The organism is Actinocorallia aurantiaca (assembly GCF_039533685.1).
Taxonomy (GTDB): Bacteria; Actinomycetota; Actinomycetes; order Streptosporangiales; family Streptosporangiaceae; genus Actinocorallia; species Actinocorallia aurantiaca.
The window spans coordinates 75,708-95,937 of sequence record NZ_BAAATZ010000015.1; the positions used below are offsets into that span (position 1 = coordinate 75,708).

General features: G+C 70.7%; 22 protein-coding genes. 13 read left to right on the plus strand and 9 right to left on the minus strand.

Features of this window, described 5'->3' with window-relative positions; all coding sequences use genetic code 11:
• Positions 1–29: 29 nt before the first annotated feature.
• Positions 30–2,012 carry an SCO7613 C-terminal domain-containing membrane protein gene (locus ABD327_RS19700; RefSeq protein WP_344451975.1) on the plus strand — a complete coding sequence of 661 codons (1,983 nt, stop codon included), beginning with the start codon at positions 30–32 and terminating at the stop codon, positions 2,010–2,012.
• A gap of 23 nt (positions 2,013–2,035) precedes the next feature.
• Positions 2,036–2,293 carry a YiaA/YiaB family inner membrane protein gene (locus tag ABD327_RS19705; protein WP_344451976.1) on the plus strand — a complete coding sequence of 86 codons (258 nt, stop codon included), beginning with the start codon at positions 2,036–2,038 and terminating at the stop codon, positions 2,291–2,293.
• Between the two features lie 7 nt (positions 2,294–2,300).
• Here ABD327_RS19705 and ABD327_RS19710 read toward each other — a convergent pair whose 3' ends face one another.
• A complete protein-coding gene (locus ABD327_RS19710; RefSeq protein WP_344451977.1) occupies positions 2,301–2,528 on the minus strand; it encodes a hypothetical protein in 228 nt (75 codons plus the stop codon).
• Positions 2,529–2,793: 265 nt separating this feature from the next.
• Between ABD327_RS19710 and ABD327_RS19715 the strand changes: the two genes are divergently transcribed.
• A complete protein-coding gene (locus ABD327_RS19715) occupies positions 2,794–3,810 on the plus strand; it encodes a quinone-dependent dihydroorotate dehydrogenase (protein ID WP_344451978.1) in 1,017 nt (338 codons plus the stop codon).
• On the opposite strand, the gene ABD327_RS19720 is transcribed toward ABD327_RS19715, so the two are convergent.
• Positions 3,807–5,213 (minus strand): DUF7059 domain-containing protein, encoded by a 1,407-nt coding sequence (locus ABD327_RS19720; RefSeq protein WP_344451979.1) that lies wholly within the window; start codon positions 5,211–5,213, stop codon positions 3,807–3,809. The genes ABD327_RS19715 and ABD327_RS19720 overlap by 4 nt on opposite strands.
• Positions 5,214–5,259: 46 nt before the next feature.
• On the opposite strand from ABD327_RS19720, the gene ABD327_RS19725 reads away from it, so the two are divergent.
• Positions 5,260–5,928 (plus strand): SanA/YdcF family protein, encoded by a 669-nt coding sequence (locus tag ABD327_RS19725; protein ID WP_344451980.1) that lies wholly within the window; start codon positions 5,260–5,262, stop codon positions 5,926–5,928.
• A gap of 41 nt (positions 5,929–5,969) precedes the next feature.
• Here ABD327_RS19725 and ABD327_RS19730 read toward each other — a convergent pair whose 3' ends face one another.
• Positions 5,970–6,182 (minus strand): DUF3073 domain-containing protein, encoded by a 213-nt coding sequence (locus tag ABD327_RS19730; RefSeq protein ID WP_344451981.1) that lies wholly within the window; start codon positions 6,180–6,182, stop codon positions 5,970–5,972.
• Between the two features lie 274 nt (positions 6,183–6,456).
• Positions 6,457–7,512 (minus strand): Glu/Leu/Phe/Val family dehydrogenase, encoded by a 1,056-nt coding sequence (locus tag ABD327_RS19735; protein WP_344451982.1) that lies wholly within the window; start codon positions 7,510–7,512, stop codon positions 6,457–6,459.
• 124 nt (positions 7,513–7,636) lie between these two features.
• On the opposite strand from ABD327_RS19735, the gene ABD327_RS19740 reads away from it, so the two are divergent.
• Both ABD327_RS19740 and bldC read left to right on the plus strand, forming a co-directional pair.
• Entirely contained in the window at positions 7,637–8,458 is an 822-nt protein-coding gene (locus ABD327_RS19740; RefSeq protein ID WP_344451983.1) for a DUF8083 family protein, read from the plus strand.
• Between the two features lie 326 nt (positions 8,459–8,784).
• On the plus strand, positions 8,785–8,988 hold the full coding sequence (bldC, locus tag ABD327_RS19745; protein WP_012850682.1) for a developmental transcriptional regulator BldC: 204 nt from the start codon (positions 8,785–8,787) through the stop codon (positions 8,986–8,988).
• Positions 8,989–9,100: 112 nt separating this feature from the next.
• Here the strand turns inward: bldC and ABD327_RS19750 are convergent, their stop codons facing one another.
• Positions 9,101–9,796 (minus strand): TetR/AcrR family transcriptional regulator, encoded by a 696-nt coding sequence (locus ABD327_RS19750; RefSeq protein WP_344451985.1) that lies wholly within the window; start codon positions 9,794–9,796, stop codon positions 9,101–9,103.
• 254 nt (positions 9,797–10,050) lie between these two features.
• On the opposite strand from ABD327_RS19750, the gene ABD327_RS19755 reads away from it, so the two are divergent.
• The 3 genes from ABD327_RS19755 (at position 10,051) to ABD327_RS19765 (ending at position 12,425) form a co-directional block, all read left to right on the plus strand.
• A complete protein-coding gene (locus tag ABD327_RS19755; RefSeq protein ID WP_344451986.1) occupies positions 10,051–11,097 on the plus strand; it encodes a LacI family DNA-binding transcriptional regulator in 1,047 nt (348 codons plus the stop codon).
• A 158-nt stretch (positions 11,098–11,255) separates the two neighbouring features.
• A complete protein-coding gene (locus ABD327_RS19760) occupies positions 11,256–11,498 on the plus strand; it encodes a hypothetical protein (RefSeq protein ID WP_344451987.1) in 243 nt (80 codons plus the stop codon).
• 93 nt (positions 11,499–11,591) lie between these two features.
• Positions 11,592–12,425 carry an N-acetylmuramoyl-L-alanine amidase gene (locus ABD327_RS19765; protein ID WP_344451989.1) on the plus strand — a complete coding sequence of 278 codons (834 nt, stop codon included), beginning with the start codon at positions 11,592–11,594 and terminating at the stop codon, positions 12,423–12,425.
• Between the two features lie 30 nt (positions 12,426–12,455).
• Here the strand turns inward: ABD327_RS19765 and purM are convergent, their stop codons facing one another.
• Together purM and purF are read right to left on the minus strand one after the other, a co-directional pair.
• On the minus strand, positions 12,456–13,481 hold the full coding sequence (gene purM, locus ABD327_RS19770; protein WP_344451990.1) for a phosphoribosylformylglycinamidine cyclo-ligase: 1,026 nt from the start codon (positions 13,479–13,481) through the stop codon (positions 12,456–12,458).
• A gap of 25 nt (positions 13,482–13,506) precedes the next feature.
• Positions 13,507–14,964, minus strand: a complete 1,458-nt coding sequence (gene purF / locus ABD327_RS19775; RefSeq protein WP_344451991.1) for an amidophosphoribosyltransferase — start codon at positions 14,962–14,964, stop codon at positions 13,507–13,509.
• Between the two features lie 199 nt (positions 14,965–15,163).
• Here purF and ABD327_RS19780 point away from each other — a divergent pair, with 199 nt between their 5' ends.
• Complete coding sequence (locus tag ABD327_RS19780; RefSeq protein WP_344451992.1) at positions 15,164–15,415, plus strand: hypothetical protein; 252 nt, start codon at positions 15,164–15,166, stop codon at positions 15,413–15,415.
• Positions 15,416–15,424: 9 nt separating this feature from the next.
• Here ABD327_RS19780 and ABD327_RS19785 read toward each other — a convergent pair whose 3' ends face one another.
• Together ABD327_RS19785 and ABD327_RS19790 are read right to left on the minus strand one after the other, a co-directional pair.
• Positions 15,425–16,078 (minus strand): LamG-like jellyroll fold domain-containing protein, encoded by a 654-nt coding sequence (locus ABD327_RS19785; protein ID WP_344451993.1) that lies wholly within the window; start codon positions 16,076–16,078, stop codon positions 15,425–15,427.
• 67 nt (positions 16,079–16,145) lie between these two features.
• Positions 16,146–16,499, minus strand: a complete 354-nt coding sequence (locus ABD327_RS19790) for a sterol carrier family protein (RefSeq protein ID WP_344451995.1) — start codon at positions 16,497–16,499, stop codon at positions 16,146–16,148.
• Between the two features lie 51 nt (positions 16,500–16,550).
• On the opposite strand from ABD327_RS19790, the gene ABD327_RS19795 reads away from it, so the two are divergent.
• The 3 genes from ABD327_RS19795 to ABD327_RS19805 all read left to right on the plus strand — a co-directional run bounded on the left by ABD327_RS19795 (position 16,551) and on the right by ABD327_RS19805 (position 20,211).
• Entirely contained in the window at positions 16,551–18,095 is a 1,545-nt protein-coding gene (locus tag ABD327_RS19795; RefSeq protein ID WP_344451996.1) for a serine/threonine protein kinase, read from the plus strand.
• A 158-nt stretch (positions 18,096–18,253) separates the two neighbouring features.
• A complete protein-coding gene (locus tag ABD327_RS19800) occupies positions 18,254–19,162 on the plus strand; it encodes a coiled-coil domain-containing protein (protein ID WP_344451997.1) in 909 nt (302 codons plus the stop codon).
• Positions 19,163–19,305: 143 nt separating this feature from the next.
• Positions 19,306–20,211: a coiled-coil domain-containing protein gene (locus ABD327_RS19805; protein WP_344451998.1), complete on the plus strand. Its 906-nt coding sequence runs from the start codon at positions 19,306–19,308 to the stop codon at positions 20,209–20,211.
• The last annotated feature ends 19 nt before the right edge of the window (positions 20,212–20,230 follow it).

Genomic DNA, 20,230 nt, shown 5'->3' on the forward strand with positions numbered 1-20,230 from the left:
CCGGGCCGGTCAGGCTGGAAGATCCCGGTATGACCAGCTGCCCCGCCTGCGGCGCCCCCCTTCCGCAGGATCCCCCCGCCCGCTGTCCCGCGGTCTTCTGCAGCTTCCCCCTGGACCTCCCCGAAGCCGAGGAACTCCAGGAGATCCGGGGGCGGCTCGACCTCCTGCAGGCCGAGATGAACCCGCTCCTGGCCCGCCGGAACGAGATCCTCCGCCTGGCCCGCGGGACCGCCGCCGCGGCGTCCCGCCCCGAACTCGACGCCCGGCGCGTCCGCACCCTGCTGCTCGGCCTCGGCGCGAGCCTGCTCGGCATCGCCGCACTGATCTTCACCGTGGTGAGCTGGGGACGGCTCGGACTGCCCGCCAAGGCCTCCGTCCTCACCGGCCTGGCCGCCCTCGCCCTGTACCTGCCCTGGCCGCTGACCCGCCGCGGGCTCACCGCCACCGGCGAGGCGGTGTCCGCGGTCGGCCTGCTCCTGCTGATCCTGGAGGGCTACGCCGCCTACTCCTACGGACTCTTCGACGGCGTCCCCGGAGACTGGTACACCGCGTTCTTCTCCCTGTTCCTGGCCCTCGGCTGGACGGCCTACGCCAGGTTCTCCCCGCTGCGGCTCCCCCGCCACACCGCGGTCCTCGCCCTCCAGTTCCCTCTGCCGCTGCTGGCCTACGCCCACAACGACGCGACCCCGTACGAGTTCACCGCCGCCCTGCTGCTCGACGCGGCGCTCGCGCTGTTCGTCCTCCGCCGCCTCTCGCCCCGCGCCGCCTTCGGCTCCACCCTGGCCACCCTGCCGCTGACACTGGTGATCCTCACCGTCCACTCCGCCCAGCACCTCGGCGACCGGGACGTGCAACTGGCCGTCGCCCCACTCCTGGCCGCCGCCGCGCTCCTGGCCCACCCGTGGTCGCGCGAGCACCGCTCCGGCGGCGTCCTCACGGGCCTGGCCACCGTCCTGGCCGTCGCCTTCCCCCTGCAGAGCGTCCTGCCCCGCACCCACCTGGCCACAGCGGTCTCCCTGGCGGCCCTGATCCCCCTCCTGGCGACCGCGCGGGCCGACAGGTGGCACCGGGCAAGCGCGATGATCCGCAGCACCTCCTGGGTCTTCCTGGCCGTGACGGGCCTGTTCTCCCTGGGCGCCCTCCTCGAGGCCGCCCTGGGCTCCGAGAAGACGGTGCCCGGCGCGACCCCGATCGTCCTCGGCCTGATCGCGCTCGGCATGGCCACCGAACGGCTCCGGCCCGCCGTCGTCGCCTTCGCCGTCCTGGCGCTCTACTCCGTGCCGTACGCGGCGTCGTTCGGTGACGAGGCGATCCGCGACTGGCAGGCGGTGGTGCTCTGCCTGCTGATCCTGCTCGCCGCCACGCTGCGGGAGGCGGTCGTCGAGACGCTCCTCGCCCTGTTCCTGCTCCTCGTCCTGCCCGGCCCGGAGCACCTCGGCATCCAGGTCGTGCTCCTCCTGCTCCTGACGGCCGGCGGCACCGCCGCTCGGAGCGTTCCGGCCCGGCTGATGTTCGGGATCTCCGCCGCCGTCTGGTCCGGATGGGTCGCCTTCAACCTCGCGGAGCACCTCAGTTGGGAGACGCCTCCGGAGTTCTGCACCGTCCCGGTCGCGCTGGCCGGTCTGCTCCTGGGCTTCGTCTGGCGCGGGCACGCCGGTTCGTCCTGGCTCGCCTACGCCCCCGGCCTCGCCGTCCTGCTCGGTCCGAGCCTCGTGCTGATGACGGAAAGGGAAGGCTGGCTCCGCCCGCTCCTCCTGGGCCTGACGGCACTGGCCGTCCTCCTGGCGGGCGTGTGGTCCAGGCGGCAGTCCCCGGCGATCCTGGGCGGTCTCGCCCTGTTCCTGGACGCCGCACACCAGGCGGCCCCCTACGTCCGGGACGCCATCACCGCGCTCCCCCAATGGATCCCCATCGCCGCCGCGGGGCTCCTCCTGCTCTCCCTCGGCGCCACCTACGAACGGCACCTCCGCCGAGCACGCACCCTCTACACCCGCCTCTCAGCGCTGAGCTGAGCCTTCAGACAAGGAGCCATGCCATGGCGCCCAGCATCAAGAACACCACGTCCAACGCGTTCTTCTTCCAGGCCGCGATCTCGTTCGTCATCTCGTTCGCGGCCGTCGGCCTCGGGGTCGTCTTCCTGCCCGTCGACATGTGGGTGCGCGGGTTCCTCGGCATCTCCATGCTGTACGTCGTCACCTCGACGTTCACGCTCGCCAAGTGCGTCCGCGACCGGCAGGAGATGGCGGCGCTGGAACGCGTCACCGGCGGCGGCACGCCCTACTACAACGCCTGAGGCCCGTTCAGCCGCGCGCCGGCAGGGGGTCGTGCTCCTTGCCGGTGCCGGCGCACATCCTGCACGGCTCGTCGACCCGGACCCAGCCGATGACGCCGCCCGCCTCGCGTTGGGGCTTCTCCGGACGCCACCAGCCCGAACCGGTGCAGAACCGGCAGGCGAGATCGTCCCGGTCGCACCATCCGCAGGGGTCGAGCCCGCACCGCTCCGGGACCGCCGACCGCCCGGCGGTCATCGGCACAGTCCGGTGCCGTCGCACACATGGCAGTTCTCCACGCTGTCCACCCAGGTCACCGAACCGTCCTCCTGCTGCCGGGGCCGCTGGTAACTGACCCGCCCCGATCCCTCACAGTGCCCACAGGGCGGTGGGTCATACCTCGCCAACCCACGCCCACCCCCTCTCACCCCGGCGACCGCCCTCCAGGATGACCGGTGGATCCCGGGACGTCCACCGCCCCCGCGGCCTCGCGTGTCGCGGCCTCCTGAAAGGATGGGACACCGTGTACGCCCTGCTGTTCTCCCAGGTACTCCGGCGGATCGACGCCGAGAGGGTCCATCATCTGACCATCCGGCTGCTGCGCGCGGTCCAGGCGGTCCCCGGACTGCCCCGGCTGCTGCGCGCGCTGCTGGGCCCGGGCGAGGGGCTCAAGGTGAAGGCGCTCGGGCTGGAGTTCCCCGGCCCCCTCGGCCTCGCCGCCGGGTTCGACAAGGACGCCGTGGCCTACGAGGCGCTCGCCGGATTCGGGTTCGGCCACGTCGAGGTCGGGACGATCACCGGCGAGCCCCAGCCGGGCAACCCGCGCCCCCGCCTGTTCCGGCTGCCGCCCGACCGGGCCGTCGTCAACCGGATGGGCTTCAACAACCGGGGCGCGGCGGACGCCGTGGCGAGGCTGCGCCGCGACCGCGACGTCGTCGTCGGCGTGAACATCGGCAAGACCAAGGTCGTGCCCGAAGAGGAGGCCGCCTCCGACTACGTGAAGTCGACGAGGCTGCTGGCCCCGCTCGCCGACTACCTCGTCGTCAACGTCAGCTCGCCCAACACCCCGGGTCTGCGAAACCTGCAGGCGGTCGAGCACCTGAGGCCGCTGCTGCGGGCCGTCCAGGAGGCCAAGGGCGACACCCCGCTGCTGGTCAAGATCGCCCCGGACCTCGCCGACGAGGACGTGGACGCCGTCGCCGACCTCGCGCTGGAACTGGGCCTGGACGGCATCATCGCGACCAACACCACGATCTCGCGGGAGGGCCTGCGCGGCGACCCCGCCGTCGCTGCCGAGGCGGGCGGCCTGTCCGGCGCACCGGTCAAGCGGCGCTCGGTGGAGGTGCTCAAGCAGCTGAAGGCCAGGACCGGCGACCGGCTCACCCTGATCTCGGTCGGCGGCATCGAGACCGCCGACGACGTGCGGGAGCGGATGGCCGCCGGGGCGACCCTCGTCCAGGGCTACACCGGCATGATCTACGGCGGCCCGCTCTGGGCCTACAAGATCAACAGGGAGCTGCGCCGGGACCTCCGGCGCTAACCCGCCACCTCGAAGAACCCGTCGGCCACCAGTTCCGGCAGCACGCCCTCGGCGTGCGCCCGGACCGCCTCCTCGTCGTCCCCGGTGAGCTGAGCGATCGCCCCGAGCAGCGGGTCGAGCGGGAGCGTGCCGTCGCAGACCCCGGCGAGCGCCGCCTCGACGGTGCCGACGGCGGTCGCGCGGCGCAGCCCTCCGCTCTGGCGCAGGACGATCCGTTCGGGGTCCTCCGCCCCGGGGCGCCCGATCTGCTCCTGCACCACGCCGTCGGCCAGTCGCAGCACGCCGAACGGGCGGTCCGCCGCGGCGATCCCGTCCAGGACCCCCTCCACGTAGGCGCCCACCGGCTGCTCCACCTGGTGCCGCAGTTCCTCGATCCGCACCGAGTCGCCGCCCTCCCGCAACGTGATCCACCCGAACCCGACCCCGGTGACCCCTTGGCGGTCGAAGTAGTCGAGCCACTCCCCGTACCGGGCGCGGTACTCGGGCGTGCCCGCCTCGCAGGAGTCCCGCAGCCACAGCTCGGCGTACTCCGCCGGGTCCTGGACGTCCCGCTGGACGACCCACGCGTCGCAGCCCGAGATCCAGGAGGCGACCCGCTCCTCCCACGGCTCGCCGTCGACCAGCAGCCAGTTCGCCAGCAGCTGGCACCAGCCGCCCTCGGTGAGCCGGGACGGGGCCTGCTCGACCAGCCGGCGGCAGACCTCGTCGCCGGGCAGGCCCGACTCCCGGTAGGCGAAGCGCCCGTCGGGCGAGATCACGAAGGGCGGGTTGGAGACGATCAGGTCGTATCTCTCGGGCACGGGCTCGAACAGCGACCCCAGCCGGAGCTCGGCGTCGACCTCCGACAGGCCGAAGCTGAGCCGCGCCAGCTCCAAGGCGCGCGGGTTGGTGTCGGTGGCGACGACACGCCGGGCCCTGTCGGCGGCGAGCAGCGCCTGGACGCCGGAGCCCGTCCCCAGATCCAGCAAGTTATCCACAGGCTTGTGGATAACCAGCCTCGCCAGGTTGTAGGAGGCTCCCCCCACACCCACCACGTGGTCCGGCCGCACCGGCCCGTCCCCCGGCCGGATCTTCAGATCGGAGACCGCGTACCGGACGGGCCCCGGAGCCTCCAGAGGCTCGACGTGGAGCAGCGCCCGCAGCTCGTCCCCCGACCGTTCGGCGAGCCCCGCGGCCACCAGTTCGTCGGCCGGCAGCCCCGCCGCCGGAACCGGCACCTGGAGCCAGAAAAGCCTGGTCAGCCGGGACAGAGGGGAGTCATCACGGGTCGCTCGCAAAGCGGGCACGATCTCATCACGGGCCAGCGCGCCGCCCGCCACGGGGCCCAGCGCCTCACGGACTCCGGCCACCGTGTAACCGGCCCGCTCGAAACGGGAACGAAGGGTCTTCAGCACCCGACCCATCCTGCCGGAGCGCGGGCGAAGACCGCACCTCGCTACAGTGATCGCCGTGAGTCCCCGACGGATCCCCCCGCGACTGCGCTCACGAAGGCTGTGGATAACTCTGGCCGCGAGCGCGCTGGCGGTGCTGCTGGCGCCCACCGGATGGACCTACGGATCCACCCTGGGGCACCGGACCGACCTCTCGAACGCCCGCACGGCGGAGATCGCCCTCGTGCTCGGCGCCGGACTGAACCCCGCCGGAGGCCCCAGCCCGTTCCTCGCCGGCCGGCTCGACATCGCGGTCGATCTCCACCGGAGGGGCAAGGTCAGGGCCGTCCTGGTCAGCGGGGACAACAGCCGTACCGAATACGACGAACCCACCGCCATGCGCGACTACCTACACGAAAACGGCGTACCCGAGGACGAGATCGTCCTCGACTACGCCGGTTTCGACACCTGGGACTCCTGCGTGCGCGCCAGGAAGATCTTCGGCGCGAACAGCGCGATCGTCGTGAGCCAGAACTTCCACCTGGCCCGCGCGGTCGCGCTCTGCCGGAGAGCCGGCCTCGACGCACAGGGCATCGGCGACCGGTCTCCCTACCTGGAGCCCACCGTCCTCGGCTACGCCCGGGAGGTGCCCGCCACCATCAAGGCCATGGCGGACGTCATCCTCGATCGGGACCCGAAGTTCCTCGGGCCCCGCGAGGACACCCTTGACCGTGCGCTGGGACGGTAGAGACGGCGAAGCCACTGCCGTGGCTGGCAGTGGCCCGGCTGTCAGCCCGCAGAGCCGTCCTTCGGCTGGTAGTCCGCGTAGTCCGCGTACTTGTCCAGCAGCTCTTCGTCGATGGAGTCTTCGACTTCCGTCGTCGGCCGTGCGGAAGATACACCCAGCTCGTCCGAAAGGCGGTCGAGGTCAGTGTGGCCGCCGTTGTACTTCAGCTGGCGAGCGACCTTTACCTGCTTGGCCTTCGCTCGGCCTCGCCCCATGTGGCTCGACCCCCTTGATGTCAGGGCTTCTACTGGCCCTATCGCTACGCTTACGCACCCACGCTGACACGTCTGAGCCATGCGTCAGCTACGGGTACAACCGTACCCGTTTTACACGCAGCTCGGTACGTGTCTCTACGGTGGCGCCTCGCTTTACCTTCGCGGAGGCCGGTCCGGCCGGTAAGGATCCCCGTGCTGACCTGCGGGGCAATGTGTTCGCGTTACCTTACGAGGACTCCACGCGATTTCCGCCAGACACCACCAAGGCGCGTGACTACAGCCAGATACCCCTAAGTTGCCCGACTTCGGACATTCGCCGTTCGGCCATCCGGTCCGCCGCAACGGCCGGCGGCACCGCGTCCCGCTCGGCCAGCTCGAAGATCCGTCTGGTGGTGTCGAAGATCCCGGCGGCCCGTGCCCGGGCCCGCTCCATGGAGAACCCCTCGAGCTCGTCGGCGACCTGGATGACCCCGCCCGCGTTCACCACATAGTCGGGAGCGTAGAGCACCCCCCGTTCGGCGAGCACCTTCTCGATGCCCGGGTGCGACAGCTGGTTGTTGGCCCCGCCGCAGACGATCCTCGCGTCCAGCGTGGCGGCGACCTCGTCGGTGAGGGCCTGGCCGAGCGCGCACGGCGCGTAGACGTCCAGCTCCGAGGCGAGCAGTTCGGCGGTCCCCTCGACGACCGTCGTCATGGGGTGGGCCGCCACCACCCGCGCGGTCGCGGCCGGGTCGACGTCGCAGATCACCAGCCTGGCGCCGTCCTCGGCGAGCAGGTCCGCCAGCCGGCGGCCGACCTTGCCGACCCCCTGGATCCCGACCCGCCTGCCGCGCAGGGTCGGCCGGCCCCAGACGCGCTCGGCGGCGGCGCGCATGCCCTGGAAGACCCCGAAGGCCGTCAGGATCGAGGAGTCCCCCGCCCCTCCGGCGGCCTCGGTGCGGCCGGTCACGAATCGCGACTCGCGAGCCGCGTAGTCCATGTCTGGGCTGTAGGTGCCCACGTCGCAGGCGGTGACGTAACGGCCGCCCAGGGACTGTACGAAGCGCCCGTAGGCGCGCAGCAGGACCTCGGACTTGTCGCGGGCGGGATCGCCGATGATGACGGCCTTGCCGCCGCCGTGGTCGAGCCCGGCCATCGCGTTCTTGTAGGTCATGCCCCGGGACAGTTCGAGCACGTCGGCGAGGGCTTCATCCTCGTCGGCGTAGGGGTAGAAACGGGTTCCCCCGAGCGCCGGGCCGAGCGCCGTCGAATGGATCGCGATGATCGCGCGCAGGCCGCTCGCCTTGTCAGCGCAGAAGACGACCTGTTCGTGCCCCTGAAAAACGGTCACGGGATCAGCCTAAGACCGTTCGAGGACTCCCTGGACCATGACCGCGCCCCGAATCCCCGCCGGGAATTACAACGAGAAGATTTCGGGGCGTGCCCGGACGGCGCTCGCGTGCCACCATGCGGACGTGCTCCCGTACACCGCTTACCTGAGGGTCTACGAACCGCTCGAGGCCTTCCCCGAGCCGGAGCGCTCCTGGTGGACGGCCTACGCGGACCGCGCCGGGGCCCCGGGCCGTCCGGGCAGGATCGCGGCCTTCGACCCCGGACGCGCGGAGCCCACCGGACGCCTCGGGCACGTCGGGCACACCGACCACGGAATTCTGACGGCCCGCCCGCAGAGGGGAATGCGAAGGCCGCCCGCCCAGGACAGCCAGAACGCCTACATAAGGCTTTTCTCCGAGAGGGTCTACATCTGCCCTTGGCGACGGCGTCCGCGTTCCTGGGAGGCTTTCAGTGCCGCGGAGGGGACTCCTGCGACCCCTGCGACACCTGTGGACCCGCACATCCGCGAGAGCAACTGGCATGTGCCGTTCCCCTGGTTCGCGTCCTTCGTACGCGAAGAGCGCGCGCTCGAACTCGGCGGCGGGACCGTCACCGCCCCGCCGCGCTCCCTGATCTACCTGACCACCACGGCCCTGGCCGGGCAGCGCCTCATCCGGGCGTCGATCGCCGGGGAGCGCGCCATGACGGACGTGTCGCCCTTCGGGGACGCCCGGAGTCTCCGGGAGTGGCTCTCGGCCTTCCATGCGGGGTCCCTGGTGGAGCTGGACTACGGCGGACTCGTCCACCTCATGGACGACGACACGCTGGCCGCGGACGACTCCGCCGGCGAGTGCGCGGTGGCGCTCGTGGCACTGGAGCGGGACGAACTGGAACTGGCCGTCGCGATGCAGTTGCGACTTCGGACGCGCTGGCGGGCGATTCGGTCGCTACAGAACGCCAACTGACATTCAGTAAAGAGCCAGCAAAAACCCCTGCTCACAGCCCTGCGTGACGGTTTGCCTACATACGGCTGGGACAAACTCCCGCAGAAAGTTCTCGATTCTCTCCCCCATGCCACCATACGTGTCGCTAGAATCACGCAGCGTAACCCAGTCATCACGAACACGCAGATTTGAGCCAGGGGCTTGCTTACTGCGCTGAGTGATGGCAAGGTTACACCTTGTGATGTCATAGCGGCTCGTTCCGGGCCATAAGAGACATCGGTGAACCGCGCGAAAAAGAAGATCGCAGGATCGGCTGTCAGACGGTCCACGGAGGAGAGGCCGCAAAGATGTCAGCACGTACACCCGAGGCAGAGCCCTTGCTCACCCCGGCAGAGGTCGCCACGATGTTCCGCGTCGACCCCAAGACCGTCACGCGATGGGCGAAGGCCGGGAAGCTCACGTCCATCCGGACCCTGGGCGGGCACCGGCGCTACCGCGAGGCCGAGGTCCGCGCGCTGCTGGCGGGCATCCCGCAGCAGCGTTCGGAGTAGGCCGGACGGACACAACAGCACAGGGCTCCATCGAGCCGTCGAGTCGCCTATCGGGGGCCTCGACGGCTCAGCCTTGTGTTCCGGGGATCGATCGGACGCCTCCGGGAACCCGTCAGGGGACCTCCAGCGCCCTGACCGCCAGCTCGGACTCCTCGCGGGCCAGGCGGTCGAAGGCCTCCCGCAGCAGCGGGTCGTGCCGGGTGGCGTTGCGCACCAGCAGAATGTGCTGCTCGACCAGCAGCGCCTGCAGCTTCTCCCTGGGCAGATCGCGGTGCTGCAGCCAGTCGAGCGCCGACGTCTCCACCATCGACATCCAGCCACGGAGAGTGACCCGCAGCACCGGGCCCGGCGCTCCGATGGCGAACTCGCGCAGGATCCGGTCGAGCAGCAGCGCCCGGGTGCTCTCGACGATCTCGCTCACCTCGCCGGACGCCGACGACGGCCCGCCGCGCAGCAGCGCCAGGTAGCCGGCCGCGTGCTCCTCGACGAAGTCGAAGTAGCGCTTCAGCGCCGTCTCCAGCCGCTCCAGCGGGGTGCCCTCGCTGGGCGCCGACAGCAGCCCGCCGAGCCGGTCGGAGGCACTGCGCAGCGCGGCGAGGTAGAGCTCCTGTTTTCCGCCGAAGTAGTGGTAGACCAGCGCGCGGGACGCGCCCGCCAGAGCGGCCACGTCGTCTATGGAGATCTCCTCGGGCGGCCTGCGGCTGAAGAGCTCGAGTGCGGCCTCGATCAGCTCGTCGCGCCGCTCGTCGACGCTGAGCCTTCTCCTGCCGCGCCTGCCCGCGGTTCCGGTCGGCGCACGATCATCCATCAGCGAAGCGTATCCGAGTAAATAGACCTGTGGCCGCCCGGTCACCCGTGTGACGGGCGTGCTACGCGCCCGCTACGAACCGGTGACCGAGACGGCTTCCTTAATTTCGGACATTCTATCACGGCCAAATAAACATGACCGTTACTCGCGGTTACGAAGCCGTTTGGCGCTAACGGGGGGCATCATGGCATCTTCTTCCTTAGAAGTGACCAAGATATTGCGGCAGGCCTGTTTTTCCCCCCGACAGGAGAGCCATGTCAGCTGACGAAAGCGCCCCGCGGCTCGACACAGCGGTGCCCAGACAGCCCGCGAGCAAGCCCACGATCCGCAATGTCGCGGAGCGTGCCGGGGTCTCCAAATCCCTGGTCTCCCTGGTGATGCGAGGCTCCCCCCACGTGAGCGAACGCCGAAGGCAGGCGGTGCTGAAAGCCGCGAGGGAACTCGGTTACCGGCCCAATGCCGTGGCCCGCAGCCTCGTGGAGGGCCGCACCCGGCTCATCGGCGCGCTCGTCGCCGACCTGCACAATCCCTTCTTCGCCGAATTCCTCGACGGACTCCAGGAGAGCCTGCACGGAGAAGGGCTGCGGATGCTGGTCGGCTCCGGCCGCTGGGATCCGCTCTTCGAAGCCGAGGCGGTCGAGGCCTTTCTGGAAATGCGGGTCGACGGGCTGGTGCTGCTGAGCGTCGTCCCCGACTCCCTCAGCGAGGCCGCCTCCAGCGTGCCCGTCGTGCTGGTCGGCGAACGGGACGTCGAGGGCGTCGACATCGTGGTCGACGACGACGAACTGGGCGCCAGCCTCGCCGTGGACCACCTGGTGGCGCACGGGCACCGGCGGATCGCCCACATCGAGGGCGCCCGGTCCGCGACCGCGCGCTACCGCAGGGCGGGCTACGAGGCCGCGATGACCCGGCACGGGTTCGCCGACCAGATCCTCGTGCAGCCCGGCGACTTCACCGAGGAGGGCGGCTACCGCGCCGCGCGGGCGCTGCTCACCCGCGCCGACCGGCCGACCGCCGTCTTCGCGCCCAACGACCTGGTGGCCACCGGCGCGCTGTCGGCGGCCGACGAGCTCGGCCTCCGGGTGCCCCAGGACGTGTCGATCATCGGTTACGACAACACTCATCTGGCGGCCATCCGGCACATCTCACTGACCAGCGTCGACCAGCCGCGCCGCGACATGGGCCGGGTCGCCGCCTCGCTGCTGTGCTCCCGGATCGAGGATCCCGGCCGGGAGGTGCGCCAGGAACTGGTGCTGCCGCACCTGGTGGTGCGTGCCACGACCGGTCCGGTGGGCGGCTGAGCGACACCCCAGCCTTCGGGAGATCTTTCACAGGGAAGGGTAAGGCGCGGACCAAGTCTCGATCGAAACGCGGACCGGCGCGTCCGGCCGCCCTTTGATGGTCTGGTCGGCACCGTCGGCTCGGCCGGCACCGCCACTGGCCATCGAGGGGGACCATCGTGCGTGATCCGGAACTGGTGTCGTGCGCCCAGCGCGCGGCCGGCGAACTGGAGCGTGCCTGGCAGCGCTGGCGGCGGGCGCGAGGGCTGGTCGAGTCCGACCCCGCCGCGGAGTCCGTGGCCAGCTATGTGGCGCACTCCCTGGATCATCCCTGGGGCCGTCCCCGGGTGGTGCTCGGGCTCGACGCCGAGGAGGCCCGGGCGCTCGCGGCCCTGCTGTGCCGCGAGGACGCCGCGCTCTGAGGGCCGCCGGGGCGATCACATCCGACGCCCCTTTCACGGCTGTTTCGCCTTAGACTGGGTCGGTTGGTAACAGACCGATCACAGGAGCTGATCTTGGCGAACGGACGCAGGTCCCTGGCTCTGGTGCTCGGCTCGATCGCCGCGGCAGGCCTCGGGCTGGCCGCCTGCGGCGACTCCGGCACCCCCGTCGCGGAGCCGCCGACCGCCGGGCCGAGCGACGGCGACACGCGCTCGGGCGGTTCGGGCGGCTCGGAGTCCCGGCAGCAGCACGCCAAGGCGTCGCTGGAGGGCAAGACCGTCGTGCTCGACCCCGGGCACAACGGCGGCCCGCTCAAGGGCGGCCAGGTCTTCGTCGGCAACGGCTACAAGGCGTGCGACACCTCCGGCACCTCCACCAACGCCGGCTACTCCGAGCACGCCTTCACCTGGGACACCGCCAAGCGCCTGCAGAAGGTGCTCCAGGAGCAGGGCGCCAAGGTCGTGCTCACCCGGCAGGACGACAAGGGCTCGGGCCCGTGCGTCGACGAGCGGGCCGCGATCGGCAACAAGAACAAGGCCGACGCGGTGATCTCCATCCACGCCGACGGCGCGGCACCCGGCGGCCGGGGCTTCCACGTGATCAAGCCGAAGCTGGTCAAGGGGCTCAACGACGGCATCGTCGCCCCGTCCAGCAAGCTGGGCGACGCCGTGCGCGACGCTTACAAGTCGGGCACCGGCATGCCCTACGCCACCTATCTCGGCGACGACGGCATCACCGTCCGGGACGACCTGGGCGGCCTCAACCTCTCCAAGGTCCCGAAGATCTTCATCGAGACCGGCAACATGCGCAACAAGACCGACGCCGCCAAGCTCAGCGACCCCGAGTTCCGCCAGCGCATGGCCGTCGCCATGGCCACCGGCCTCACCCGCTACCTGAAGGGCAAGTGACCCCGTAGCCGGTGAAACCGCCCTGGCGGCTCAGACCAGGGCGGCGCGGCCGGTGCCGGGGACGATCTCGCCGAGGGTCCAGGCGGGGAGACCGCGAGAGGCGCACAGCGCCAGGGCGGCGTCGGCGGCCTCGGGGGCGACGACGGCGGCCATGCCGACGCCCAGGTTGAAGGTCTTGTCCAGGTCGGGCTGGGCCACCTGGCCGTAGCGGGCCAGCAGCTCGAAGACCGGCGGGACCGTCCAGGAGCCGCGGCGCAGCACCGCGTCGACACCGGACGGCAGCGAGCGGGCCAGGTTCGCGGCCAGACCGCCGCCGGTGATGTGGGAGAACGCCCGGACCCCACCCGCGTCCTTCAGCGCCAGGCAGTCCAGGGCGTAGATCCGGGTCGGGGTCAGCAGCTCCTCGCCGACCGTCCGGCCCAGCTCGGCGACGGTCTGCTCCAGGGTGAGCGAGGACTCCCGCAGGATGTGGCGGACCAGCGAGTAGCCGTTGGAGTGGATGCCGGAGGACGCCATGCCGATCACCACGTCGCCGGGGCGCACCCGGTCGGGGCCCAGCAGCTCGTCGGCCTCCACCACGCCCGTCGCCGCGCCCGCGACGTCGAACTCGTCGGGCTCCAGCAGCCCCGGGTGTTCGGCCGTCTCGCCGCCGACCAGGGCGGTGCCGGCCAGGACGCAGGCGTCGGCGATCCCGCCGACGATCTCGGCGATCCGCTCGGGCACGACCTTGCCGCAGGCGATGTAGTCGGTCATGAACAGCGGCTCGGCGCCGCAGACCGCCAGGTCGTCGACGACCATGCCGACCAGGTCGTGCCCGATCGTGCCGTAGATCCCCAGCCTGCGGGCCAGGTCGACCTTGGTGCCGACCCCGTCGGTGGAGGTCGCCAGCAGCGGGCGCCGGTACTTCAGCAGCGCCGAGACGTCGAAGAGGCCGGCGAAGCCGCTGGCGTCGTCCACGCACTCGGGGCGGCGGGAACGGGCGACCCGCGACTTCATCAACTCGACCGCGCGTTCACCCGCGGCGATGTCGACTCCGGCGGCCTCGTACGTGCTCACTGAGAGATCCTTGAGGGCTGGGGGACTAGGGGGCGGTCGTGGGCTCGAGGACGTGCTTGCCGCGGGCGGACTCGTCGACCGGGATCGGGTAGACCCCGTCGAAGCAGGCCCGGCACAGCTGCTCCTTGGGCTGCTCGGTGGCCTCGACCAGCCCGTCGAGCGAGATGTAGCCGAGGGAGTCGGCGCCCAGCGACTGGCGCACCTCCTCCACGTTGAGGTTGCCGGCGATCAGCTCGGCCCGGGTGGCGAAGTCGATGCCGTAGAAGCAGGGCCAGCGCACCGGCGGGCTGGAGATGCGCACGTGCACCTCCTTGGCCCCGGCCTCGCGCAGCATCCCGACGATCGCGCGCTGGGTGTTGCCCCGGACGATCGAGTCGTCCACGACGACCAGGCGCTTGCCGGCGATCGCCTCGCGCAGCGGGTTCAGCTTGAGGCGGATGCCCAGCTGCCGGATGGTCTGCGACGGCTGGATGAACGTCCGGCCGACGTAGGAGTTCTTGACGAAGCCCTGCCCGTAGGGGATGCCGGAGGCCTCGGCGTAGCCGATCGCGGCGGGCGTGCCGGACTCGGGCGTGGGGATCACCAGGTCGGCCTCGACGGGGTGCTCGGCGGCCAGCAGCCGCCCCACCTCGACCCGGGTGGCCTGGACGGACCGGCCGGCGATCGTGGTGTCGGGCCGGGCCACGTAGACGTACTCGAAGATGCAGCCCTTGGGGCGGGCCTCGGCGAAGCGCTCGGAGCGCACCCCGTCGGCGTCGATCGCGAGGAGCTCGCCGGGTTCGACCTCCCGGACGAACTGGGCGCCGACGATGTCGAGCCCGGCGGTCTCGGACGCCACCGCCCAGCCGCGCTCCATCCGGCCCAGGACCAGGGGGCGGATGCCCTCGGGGTCGCGGGCGGCGTACAGGGTCTGCTCGTCCATGAAGACCAGCGAGAAAGCGCCGCGGGTCAGCGGCAGGATCTCGTGCGCGGCCTTGAGCGGGCCGCCCTCGCGGGTGGCCAGCAGCGCGGTGAGCACCTCGGTGTCGGTGGTCGCGGTGAGCTGGCCCGGCTCCAGCATGGAGGCGAGCTCGGGGGTGTTGATCAGGTTGCCGTTGTGGGTCAGCGCCAGCGAGCCGTGGCCGGTGGCGCGGAACGTCGGCTGGGCGTTCTCCCAGGTGGGGGAGCCCGTGGTGGAGTAGCGGCAGTGACCGATCGCCATGTGGCCGCGCAGGGTGCTGAGCACGGACTCGTCGAAGACCTGGGAGACCAGCCCCATGTCCTTGAAGACCACGATGCGGGCGCCGTCGCTGACGGCGATCCCGGCCGACTCCTGGCCGCGGTGCTGAAGTGCGTAGAGGCCGAAGTAGGCGAGCTTGCTCACTTCGGCGTCGGCGGCGGCGTCCGGTGGTACCCAGACGCCGAAGACGCCACAGGCGTCCTGCGGGCCTTTGTCGGAGGGATCGAGCTCATGGCTGAGACGTCCATCGGCGTAGCGCGACACGTCGTCCAGTCTAGGGTCAGCTACCAGGTGCTTTTTAAGCGACCCTTGCCGGACGGGGCGGCGTGATCGGCATGACAAGGGGAAGTCTGGGGTCATGGCAGTGTCCCGTCACCCCAGCAGAGTCGGGTTTCCCCCCGAACCACGCGGGCCCGGAGTGTCCGCCCTTTCCCTGGGGCTAGTTGGATTTCTCACTTTCTGGATGTGCGGCCTGGGCATGCTGCTGGCCGTGGCGGGCATCGCCACCGGCGTCTACGCGGTGCAGCGCGACCGCGGCCGCGCGCTGGGCTACGCCGGCATCGCGGTGTCCGTCCTGACCCTGGTGGTGGCGGTGGGCTCGCTGGTGTGGTTCGGCCACCAGGCCGCCCAGTGCGCGGACCGGTACAGCGACAGGCTGGAGCGTTCGCACTGCCTGGACGCCCGGTTCCCGCTGCTCAAGGCCGACCGGGGCTGACCGGCCGGATCAGCACGGGTCGGGTCCGGCCAGCGCCGCGACCGCCTCTCCGGTGAGGGCGGTGGAGTAGACGCGCAGGTCCGCGATCTCCCCGACGAAGCCCAGCCCGCCCGCGTCGGAGCCCACGAAGATGTCACCCGACGGTGAGACCACCGGGTGGTCCAGCCGGACGGCGCGGTCGAGCTCGCCGTCGAGGTAGACGTAGATCTCCTCGGGGTCGACGACCACCGCGACGTGCACCCAGCGGTCCTGCGGCAGGTTCGAGGTGTCCGCGTACTCGGCCCCGCCCCTGAGGGTGAAGAGCTGGAAGCGCAGCCGCTGCTCGTCGGGGTAGAGCCAGCAGCCCATCCCCCGGGCGTCCCGGGGGCCCACGGACTTGTAGAGGGCGCCGCGCCAGGTGCCGGTGGGCGCCTCGCCCAGGCGGAGGAAGAAGGCGACGCCGAACCCGAAGAGCTGGTCGAGTTCGAGCTGGGGCGCCGTGGGGATCACCGCCCTGTCCCCGCCGTGGAAGCTCAGGGCCCGTCCGGTCCTGGCGGGGACCAGGCCCACCGCGGGATCGAGCAGGGCGGGCAGTCCTCCGCCGGTCACGTCCAGTGCGCGGCGGTCGAGCGGATCCGTCTTCCGGATGGTCTCTTCTTCGAAGGTCCAGTGCGCGGCGAGCATGCCTGCACCGTCCGTCGCCGGCGGATTTCTGGCAAGGCCCAATCCCTCAAGTCCCTACCAGAACCTGTCAAAGTGTGACGATTGGCAGCAATTCGCTGAGATCAGCCCTGGTGCCGGTGGCGTGGACCCGGCCGTCGGAGACGGTGTCCGCCCAGGCCAACGCGCCGGTGGCCAGCCCGACGAACGTGCGGGCGTCGGTCTCCACCACGTTGGGCGGGGTGCCTCTGGTGTGCCTTGTGCCCTCGACGCACTGAACGGCCGCATACGGAGGAATTCTTACTTCTACTGACTTTCCGGGTGCCCGCTGGACGAGAAGTCCGAGAAGATGCTTCACTGCGGCCTTCTCCACCGCGCGCTCCGGCCGCTCCCCCGCGGCATAGGCCGACACCGCCCGGGACACCGCCTCCATGCTGGGATTCATCCGGACGACGTTACAGGCGGGCGCGCGGACCGGTAGAAATATGCCGGTTGAGTGCGATCTTTCGAGGTGACCATGTCCGACGTCCAGCCACTGCAGCCCGGTGACCCCGGCCGGCTCGGTGATCATCAACTGGAAGGGCGCCTCGGCGAGGGACGCCGCGGCGTGGTGTTCCGCGCCCTCCACGACGGCGCCCCCGTCGCGGTGAAGCTCCTGCACACCCGGCTCACCGGCGACCCGGGGGCACGGGAGGAGTTCCTGCGCGAGGCGATGGCGGCCCAGCGGGTCAGCGGCAGCCGCACCGCCCGTCCGGTCGACGCCGACGTCGCCGGAGACTGGCCGTTCCTGGCGACCGACCTGGTGGTCGGCCCGTCCCTGCAGCAGATGCTCGTCCAGAGCGGCCGGGGCGACCGGACCACGGTGGAGCGCCTGGCCGTCGGCATCGTGCTCGGCCTGGCCCAGCTGCACAAGGCGGGGATCGCCCACCTCGACCTCAAGCCCAGCAACGTGCTCATCGCCCACGACGGGCCGGTGCTGACCGACGTGGGCGTGGCCCGCGCGCTGGCCGCCGGCGGGCTGCCCCCCGAGCAGGGCGTCCCCTCCTTCCAGGCGCCCGAGCAGCTGGACACCGGCACCCCGGGACCGAGCAGCGACATGTGGGCCTGGGCCGCGATCGTGGCCATGGCCGCGTCCGGCAAGCCCCCCTTCGGCGACGACAACGCCGAGGCGGTCGCCGTCCGGGTGCTGCACTCCGAGCCGGAGCTGCACAGGCTGCCGGACTCCGTGCGCGACATGGTCGTCATGGCGCTGAACAAGGACCCTTTCCGGCGGCCCACCGCCGAGATGGTCCTGCAGACGCTGCTGCGCCGCGGGCTGGCGCTGCCGGCGTCCCAGCAGACCGAGGCCCAGAACCTCCTGCTCGCCCCGGTCCCCGAGGACCCCTGGTCCGCGGAGAGCACCGCCGCGCTGCCCGCCCTGGAGCCGGCGCTGTCACAGGCCCCCGACCGGCCCTCCGACCCGTTCTCCGGCCCCTATCTGCCGCCCGCCCCCGACCGGAACGAGTGGCCCGAGCCCGAGCCCCTGCCGAACATGACGGCGGTGTGGAACGGCTCGCCCCAGGTGGACGTCCGCACGCCCGCCGCCGCCCGCCAGGACCAGCGCATGGTCAAGGGCCTGGGCGCCCTGGTCATCGGCGTGGTCGTGGGCATCATCGTGATCACCCTGCTGTGGAACGGGGCCTCCGACGACGACCCGCCGTCCACCGCGCAGACCAGCTCGGCGCCCGCCGGGAGCGAGGCCGCCTTCAGCGGCACCTGGCGCGGCACCGCCACCAACCAGTCGGGTGTGAAGTTCAGCATCGAGGTGACCTTCTCCGACGCGCAGAAGGCGACGGCCAAGATCGGCGCGGGCAACTGCACCGGCCAGCTCGCCCGGACGGGCGGCGCCGGGGAGAAGATCCAGATGTCCTTCACCCGGACCGGCGGGCAGTGCACTCCCGGCAACGTCACGATCACCGATCCGGGCGGCGGCAAGCTGCTCTACTCCTGGGTCATGCCCGGCCGCAACCGTCACTACGAGGCGACTCTCCTGCGCTCCTGAAGCGCTGACCAGGAGTTGTTCCTTCGGCAGACCGAGCCGCGCCGCCGGTTCGACGGCACCTCGCGGCTCGGCGACGGCAAAGAACAACAGGTTGTTTTTAGGGCTACTCTTTGCGGGGCCGCCCCCCAGATGGCAAGTGGACGAGAGGAGAACCCCCAGTGACGTCAGTCCGGCGGCGCGCCGGAGCGGCCTTGGTCGCCGTCGTCGGCGCGCTGATGCTCGCAGCCCCTTCCTCCGGCGCCGTGGTCCCCCTCCCCCAGGACAACGACAAGCTGCGCCAGCTCACCAAGCAGCTGGCCGCGCTCGACAAGGAGCTGGGCGGCGAGCTGGAGGAGCTCAAGGACATCCAGCGGCAGGCGAAGCAGTCGCTTCAGCGCAAGAAGGACCTCGGCGAAGACCTCGAGAAGTCCCGCAACATCGTCGCCCGCCTGGCCTCCAACCAGTACATCTCCAGCGGCGTCGACCCCACCCTGGCGGTCCTGCAGCAGAGCGACCCGCAGTCCGCCCTGTCGGGCATGGCTCTGATCAGCCACCTCTCCAGCAACGAGGCCAACCGCACCAACAGCATCCAGCGGACGTTCGACCTCCAGGCCGAGGCCGCCAAGGAGGCCAAGGTCCAGCTCAACAAGCTCGACAAGAAGATCAAGCAGATGGAGTCCAAGAAGGCGGACATCAAAAAGCAGATCGAGAGATTCGCCCCGACGCCTCTCATCGGCAACAGCGGCATGACCGCCCGGATGACGGTCCTCCGCGACGCGATCCTGGACCGCTACCGCCCCTTCCCCGTCATCGGCTGCACGCGAGTGGGCGACCCCCTGGACCACGGGTCCGGGCGCGCCTGCGACTTCATGGAGAGCACCGGCGGCCAGATGCCGACCGCCGAACGCCTCGCGCACGGCGACCAGGTCGCCCAGTTCGCCATCACCAACGCCTCCAAGTACGGCGTCAAGTACGTCATCTGGAAGCAGCGCATCTACGACATGCGCAGCCCTGGATGGTCGGCGATGTCCAACCGCGGCAGCATCACCCAGAACCACTTCGACCACGTGCACATCTCGGTCTTCTGACGCGGCCTCTCCCGGCGGACCGAGACGCTCGTCGTCACCGGCGCATCACGGCTTCCGGAGAGCGGAGGCCAGCGGAAGGCTTTCAGGACTACTCTTTGCGAGATTGCCCCGCAGATCGCGAGCGGGCGAGAGGAGACCCCCCAATGCCGTCAGTCCGGCGGCGCGCCGGAGCGGCCTTGGTCGCCGTCGTCGGCGCGCTGATGCTCGCAGCCCCCTCCTCCGGCGCCGCGGTCCCCCTCCCCCAGGACAACGACAAGCTGCGCCAGCTCACCAAGCAGCTGGCCGCGCTCGACAAGGAGCTGGGCGGCGAGCTGGTCGAGCTCAAGGACATCCAGCAGCAGGCGCAGAAGGCGCTGCGGCGCAAGAAGGACCTCACCGTGAACCTCGGCAGGTCCCGCAACACCGTCGCCCGCCTGGCCTCCAGCCAGTACATGTCCAACGGCGTCGACCCCACTCTGGCGGTCCTGCAGCAGAGCGACCCGCAGTCCGCCCTGTCGGGCATGGCTCTGATCAGCCACCTCTCCAGCAACGAGGCCAATCGCGCCAACAGCATCCAGCACACCCTCGACCTCCAGACCCAGGCGACCAAGGAGGCCAGGAACAAGCTCAACAAGCTCGACAAGAAGATCAAGCAGATGGAGTCCAAGAAGGCGGACATCAAAAAGCAGATCGAGAAGTTCGCCCCGACTCCCCTGATAGGCACCGGCGGCATGACCGAGCGGATGAAGACCCTCCGCGACGCGATCCTGGAGCGCTACCGTCCCTTTCCCGCCATCGGCTGCACGCGCCCCGGCGACGCCCAGGACCACGGCTCCGGACGCGCCTGCGACTTCATGGAGAGCAACGGCACGATGCCGACCGCCGACCGGCTCGCGCACGGCGACCAGGTCGCCCAGTTCGCCATCGACAACGCCCAGAAGTACGGCGTCAAGTACCTCATCTGGAAACAGCGCTACTACGACATACGCAATCCCGGCTGGTCGCCGATGTCCGACCGCGGCAGCATCACCCAGAACCACTGGGACCACGTGCACATCTCGGTCTTCTGACCCCGTTCCTCAAGGGGAG

Excerpts from the sequence above, each read along its gene's own strand:
- ABD327_RS19755 (WP_344451986.1), top strand. The coding sequence starts at position 10,051 with ATGTCAGCTGACGAAAGCGCCCCGCGGCTCGACACAGCGGTGCCCAGA.
- ABD327_RS19705 (WP_344451976.1), top strand. The coding sequence starts at position 2,036 with ATGGCGCCCAGCATCAAGAACACCACGTCCAACGCGTTCTTCTTCCAG.
- ABD327_RS19720 (WP_344451979.1), bottom strand. The coding sequence starts at position 5,213 with ATGGGTCGGGTGCTGAAGACCCTTCGTTCCCGTTTCGAGCGGGCCGGT.
- ABD327_RS19805 (WP_344451998.1), top strand. The coding sequence starts at position 19,306 with ATGCCGTCAGTCCGGCGGCGCGCCGGAGCGGCCTTGGTCGCCGTCGTC.
- ABD327_RS19730 (WP_344451981.1), bottom strand. The coding sequence starts at position 6,182 with ATGGGGCGAGGCCGAGCGAAGGCCAAGCAGGTAAAGGTCGCTCGCCAG.
- bldC (WP_012850682.1), top strand. The coding sequence starts at position 8,785 with ATGTCAGCACGTACACCCGAGGCAGAGCCCTTGCTCACCCCGGCAGAG.
- ABD327_RS19710 (WP_344451977.1), bottom strand. The coding sequence starts at position 2,528 with ATGACCGCCGGGCGGTCGGCGGTCCCGGAGCGGTGCGGGCTCGACCCC.
- ABD327_RS19780 (WP_344451992.1), top strand. The coding sequence starts at position 15,164 with ATGTGCGGCCTGGGCATGCTGCTGGCCGTGGCGGGCATCGCCACCGGC.
- ABD327_RS19700 (WP_344451975.1), top strand. The coding sequence starts at position 30 with ATGACCAGCTGCCCCGCCTGCGGCGCCCCCCTTCCGCAGGATCCCCCC.
- ABD327_RS19790 (WP_344451995.1), bottom strand. The coding sequence starts at position 16,499 with ATGAATCCCAGCATGGAGGCGGTGTCCCGGGCGGTGTCGGCCTATGCC.
- ABD327_RS19785 (WP_344451993.1), bottom strand. The coding sequence starts at position 16,078 with ATGCTCGCCGCGCACTGGACCTTCGAAGAAGAGACCATCCGGAAGACG.
- ABD327_RS19750 (WP_344451985.1), bottom strand. The coding sequence starts at position 9,796 with ATGGATGATCGTGCGCCGACCGGAACCGCGGGCAGGCGCGGCAGGAGA.